Source organism: Pseudoalteromonas rubra (assembly GCF_005887115.1).
Lineage (GTDB): Bacteria > Pseudomonadota > Gammaproteobacteria > Enterobacterales > Alteromonadaceae > Pseudoalteromonas > Pseudoalteromonas rubra_F.
Map to the genome: position 1 here is coordinate 198,228 of NZ_PNCJ01000009.1, position 6,366 is coordinate 204,593.

The window sequence follows — 6,366 nt, forward strand, 5'->3', positions numbered from 1 at the left end:
GAATTTTAGTGGTACTGAGCGTTTATCGTTAAAGGGTATGTTTACGAATTAGAGAGGAATTCATATGTCTACTGACCCGTATATTGGCTCAATGGGTACCTTCGGCGGTGCTTTTACAATCAGAAATTTTGCAATGTGTTTAGGCCAGACTATGGCTATTTCACAAAATCAGGCGTTATTTGCGTTAATCGGGACCATTTATGGCGGTGATGCGCGTACTACATACGCGTTGCCAGATCTGCGCGGTCGCAGCCCTGTGGGTGCTGGTGTGCGCCCAGGTGGTATGGACTATCGTCAAGGTGAAAGACAAGGTACTGAACTGGTAGGTATTGAGATTATTCATATGCCTGCGCACTCTCACACCGCGATTTTTACGCCGCTTGGTGGCACAAACCCAGTCAGTGGTACGCTACAGGTCGCTACTAATGGAGCAAATACCAAAACCCCGGATACTAGCTCTTATATAGCAGCAAACAATAGTGACGGCTTCTTCAAACCAGGTTTTGAGTCAGCAAATCTGACGACTATTGAGGGGCTCACTGTATCTGGTGGTGGCTCAGCGGGCGGCACTGTCACTGTTACTAACACAGGTGGCTCTGCACCTTTGAATATATTAAACCCGGTGTTACCGGTTAACTGGCTGATTGCAACGGACGGGGTGTTCCCTCCTCGTAACTAATCAGTACTGGATATGGGCTGACCATGCACTGGGTTGGCCCGCTTTAGCAATGGAATGTCATTAAATTGCGATGAAACTAAAGTAAATATTAAAACAAAAAAATGTCACTGGGCCAGGTAAATTAACGGAGTAGTTAAATGAGATTAAGTAAAGTTGCCACCGCCGTCACGTCGGCTGGTATATCAGCAGCGTTGTTTTCCGGCAATATCTGGGCAGGCCAAAAGATATTGGATTATTCCTCCGGCACAGGTACACCAACGGATGTGAGAGATGGCGCAAGTGGCGTACCGGATATTTCTCTCGATTCGGCCGGCGATGTTACTTTTATTCTGGATGGTGGCGAAAGCGGAGACAGTTATACAGCAGAGAGCTTTGCTGTTGCTTTTAGCTCGTTTTATGCAGCAAATTTTATTGGTAACTCTGGAGCAAGCGCGACTGATAAGGCCTATAAACTCCTGGAGAATGCAGGCACACATTTTAGTTTTGATGGCATTACCTTTGTCCGCGCAACTGCCACTGATGCAGAACACCGGGTTCGATTTACCGGCTTTAAAGACGGTGGGCAAACGGTCACGGTTGACTTAACGCCACCGGTAGGGCCCGGAGTGGGCACGACTTTTAGCTTCACGCGTAGTAGTGATTTTAATAACGCGCTTTGGCAAGACATTGATACCTTGATCATTTCATTTCCGGATACAGATCCCGCCAGTGCTTACGACTCACGCTTTGCAATCCGCAACATCACAGTGGATGATGCACCAGCGTCTGATTCAACGGCGCCTCAGTTTGAAGGAGGTACTTCAACCCCCAATGATAACGCCACCAATGTTTCTGTAAGTAATAACATCATCATAGACTTTGATGAAGATATTGCGCTGAGCAGTGGTAATATCACCATACGTAATGTCACCGATAGCAGTGACTTTGAAGTATTTGATGTTGCAAGCGAAAGCGATGGTACAACGACTTCACCAGGGGCTGGCCGGGTAAGTATTACCAGCGACAAAGTCTACCTCAACCCAACCAGTGATTTAACCGGTAACCGGACATACGCTATTCGCATTGATTCAGGCGCGGTAACAGATACATCCAGCAACGCCTTCACGGGGATCAGTGACGACACCACCTTTAATTTTACTACCGCCAATACCACGCCAGTTGTTGACCTGGATACGGGGAGTGGCAGTAGTGACAGTAGCGCCAGTTTTTCTGAGGGCAGCGGTGCGGTTAACATTGCCAGCAGCGCCTCTGCAACGGATGCAGACAGTGACACCATAAAAACCATAACAATAACACTGACCAATGATCAGGATGGTGCATCTGAAGGTCTGAATGTAACGGCCGCCGCGCAAAATGCCCTGACTGGTGTATCGGGTGCCTCTGATATCACTTTGCAGGATACCATTTCAATCACGGGCGCAACGGCAACGCCTGCTGAAGTCACAACTTTCCTTCAGGCTATTACTTATAATAATACTTCGAGTACGCCAAACGAGACGGCACGTACCGTGACTGTGGTGATTAACGATGGTTCTGCGAGCAGTACAACGCGCACGGCAACCGTGAGTGTCACGGATGTCACTGCTGCCAGCTCGACAGCTGCGGGCTTTAATACCAGCAATGGCACAAATCTGAGCCCGGCTATTACGTTTGCGGGAGGGGACGAAACCCTAACAATCGCCAATGCCAGCCATACTTCTGGCTCTACCGCAAGTGGCGGAACAGGTACCGATATTCTCTCTGTTCCAACCAGTACGAACCTGGCAAATTTAACCTCCCTGAGTGGCTTTGAGACGCTGACGCCGGATAGTGGTGCGTCCATTACGTTGACCGAATCTCAGCACGAGTCCTTTACCACCATAAATGGTGCAGGAACTAACCAATTTACACTGAGCAGTGCTGATGGAGATGGAACTATTTCTGGTGATGCCGACATTGAAACTTACGTTTTGGGTGCTGGTTTTACCTTTACATTGGGCGGTGCGGCGCAAAATGTGACGGGCAGTAGCTCAGCTGACACAGTTGTAACAGGCTCTGTAACAGCAACAGGCACATTGTCTGGCAGCGGCGGTACCGACGTATTGCAACTGGGTAATGGTGCCAGTATTGCCGGTGCGACAGTGAGCGGTTTTGAAACTCTAACTGTCGATGCGAATGCCTCTGTGACAATGACGGAGGCACAACATGATGCCTTTAGCACGGTTAACGGCAGTGCGACGGAAAGTATAACTATTTCTGCAGCAACCGACGGTTTCACCGCTGCAAGCGCCATCGAAACCTATGTTTTAGGCGCGGCAAACAGCATTACGCTTAGCTCAGCAGGTCAAAATGTCACGGGAAGCAGCGGCAACGACACCATAAACATTGCCGCTTTGACAGCAACCGGCACTCTCAACGGCGCCGGAGGTACAGACACGCTTTCTATGAGTTCGGGCGCCAGTATTGCTGGTGCAACCGTGTCTAATTTTGAAAACCTGACGCTGGCCAGTGGGGCAAGTGTGTCCATGACAGCCTCTCAGCCAGCCTTGTTTGGAGGCACAATCACAGCGGCTGGCAGCGAAACCATTAATATTTCGGGTGATGGTAACTTTACCACACTTGCAAATGTGGAAAGTTTCTCGGTTGGCGATTCATCGACTAACAGCAGAACGGTCACTGTTGCGGCTGCTGGTACATCAGTAACGGCCTCGTCATCTACAGACGCCGTTACTTTTGATATCGGCACTTTGAGTTACACCGGTACACTCACGGGCGACGGCACGACAGCTGATACTATATCTATGTCTTCAGGGGCGAATATTTCAGGCGGTACGCTTGCGAATATCGTTAACCTGACATTGGCCAGTGGCGCATCTGTGACTATGACCCCAGCGCAAAATGCTTCGTTTACGGGCACAGTGACAGCTGCAGGCTCTGAGACCATTACAATTAGTGGCGATGGCGATTTTACAACGCTGACAGGTATAGAGACCTATTCAGTAAACGACGACAGCACCAACACCCGGACCATCACAGTCACCAATGCATCTGCCACAATAGATGCAACCGTGTCTAACGATGCTATTACATTCGATATTGCTGGTAGTGCCTTTAATGGCTCGTTGGTAGGCGACCCAACTACCGGGGATACTGTGAGTGCGTCTGATGGGGCTGATGTCAGTAGTGGGGGCTTTACTAATATTGGCACCCTGTCACTGGCCAGTGGGGCGACGGTGGCCATTGACGTGGCAAACGTGGCAAATAACTTCACTACGGCGATTACTGGTGCTGCCGGCTCTGAAACGCTCAAATTGATGGACGGGGGCACGTTTAACTTTACCAATACCAGCGTTTCTGAAATCGAAAACCTGGCAATTGGTACCAATAATATCTTTAATATTACGCTGACTGATAACTTTGATTCAAACGGTAACTCGGTCACTATCTCTAATGCAGTGGGCTTTGCGCTCAGTAACGCTATTACGCTGAACGCCAGTGCACTGAGTGGCGATACCATCAATATGACCGCCACGGACTTTGACGGCAACGACACCATCACAGGTGGTAGCGGTACCGATACCATCCGCCCGGGTGGTGGTACAGACTCGATGACAGGTAACGCAGGCAACGATAATTTTGTTGGCGACGCATCTGATCTCAACGGCGACACCATTACCGATTTGAGTGTTGGCGACATCATAACTATAAATAGTGTCACTGGCCTGACAACCAGCAACGTGCGTTTTAACGGTACCAGCACACTTCAGATAGATACCAATTCGACAGACTTTAGCTCCATTGAAGTGGCAATTAGCCTGTCAAATGCACCTGCTAATTCACTTGATTTTACAGTGGCAGACAACGGTGCAAATACAGATATCACCTTTATTACGCCGAATGATGTTCCAGCCTTTAGCAACCTCAATGGTGGACAAACATTTACTGAAAATGGCTCTGCCATTGTCATTGACTCAGATGTTTTGATTGCAGATACTGAGCTGGATGCCCTCGACAGCAGCGCGGGTAATTACAACAATGCAACCCTGACCATAGCCCGAAACGGCGGTGCTAGCTCGCAGGATGTCTTTGGTAATAATGGCCTGTTGGGAACCCTTACAGAAAGTAGTACCTTTACTTATAACTCAACCACGGTTGGTACAGTAACAACCAATTCATCGGGCACCTTGGTGCTGACGTTTAACACCAATGCGACATCTGCAATCGTTGATTCTGTGTTGCAAAATATTACTTATCAGAACAGCTCAGAAGCGCCACCGGCATCTGTAACGCTCGATTACACCTTTAACGATGGGACTGCAAACAGCACAGGTACTAATCAGGCATCTGTTACCATTACTGCGCAAAATGATGATCCAACAGATATTAGCCTCGATACTACGTCGATCAACCAGTCAGCGACTGGCGCGGGGGCCAATATAGGCACTTTGAGTACTACAGATCCTGATACCAGCGATAGTCACACCTACTCTATTGTCAGCAGTGGCGCCAGTGCCAATGGCACTTGTAGTGCAGACACCAACAACGGTAGTTTCCAGATCAATGGGTCTAACCTGGAAACACAAGCTGCGTTATCTGCCGGAAGCTATGTCGTTTGTATACAAACCAGTGATTCTACAACCACATTCCAAGAAGCGTTCACGATCACTGTGAATGATGATGTTGCACCTAATGCACCGTCTACGCCAGACCTTGACGCCAGCTCAGACACGGGTTCGTCAGACAGTGACAACAACACTAACGACACCACACCAACCTTCAGTGGTACAGCCGAAAGCGGTTCAACAGTTAGATTGTACAGTGACCAGGAAGGCGGTGGTACAACCGTAATAGGTACCGGTACTGCAACAGGCGGCAACTGGCAGATTACTACCAGTGCGCTCACTGCTGGTGTAACGCACGCCATCACAGCAAAAGCAACGGATGCAAGCAGCAACGAGAGTGCGGCATCCAGTAGCTTAAGTGTCACAATAGATACAACAGCGCCTTCAGCGCCCGGCACACCTGATCTGGATGCAAGCAGTGATACTGGTACATCTAATACGGACAATATAACCAACGATACTACCGCGACGTTTACCGGTTCTGGCCCCAATGGCGGTGCTATTACGTTAATTTCAAGCATTGATGGTACTGTGGGCACCGGCACTGCAACGTTAGGTACCTGGACTATCACTACGTCTGCTTTATCAGCAGGCACACACACGATGACAGCTCGCTCAACTGATACAGCTGGTAATACTGCTGATGGCTCAGGCCTGTCTGTAACAGTGGACACCAGCGTGGCTGCGGTCAGTATCACTACGCCTATTGAAGTAGATGGTATCGTTAATGCGGCAGAAGACAACGATGTGCTGATCGCGGGCTCCGGCGCGGAGTCGGGTAACAGTGTGACCGTGACTATTACCGACAATAATAGCTCAGTAAGCCGTACGGTGACTGCTGATGGATCTGGTAACTGGACGCTGAGTGGCAGTGAGCTGGACGTCAGTAGTCTGAATAACGGCACTCTAACTGTATCGGCAACTCAAACAGATACCGCGGGCAACACATCTAGTGCAGCAACGCAAAGTATTACGCTGGATAATACGGCGCCATCTGCGGTGACCATCACCACGCCGATTGAGACTGACGGTATTGTCAATGCCGCCGAAGATAACGATGTGCTGATTGCGGGTTCCGGTGCGGAA

At 49.4% G+C, this 6,366-nt stretch carries 2 protein-coding genes; both read left to right on the forward strand.

Going from position 1 to position 6,366, the window contains the following annotated elements; genetic code table 11:
* Nucleotides 1–64 precede the first annotated feature (64 nt).
* Entirely contained in the window at nt 65–679 is a 615-nt protein-coding gene (locus tag CWB98_RS06955) for a phage tail protein (RefSeq protein ID WP_138544193.1), read from the forward strand.
* Nucleotides 680–816: 137 nt separating this feature from the next.
* Nucleotides 817–6,366, forward strand: a 5,550-nt coding sequence (locus tag CWB98_RS06960) for a beta strand repeat-containing protein (protein WP_171045602.1), incomplete at its 3' end; no start/stop codon positions are given.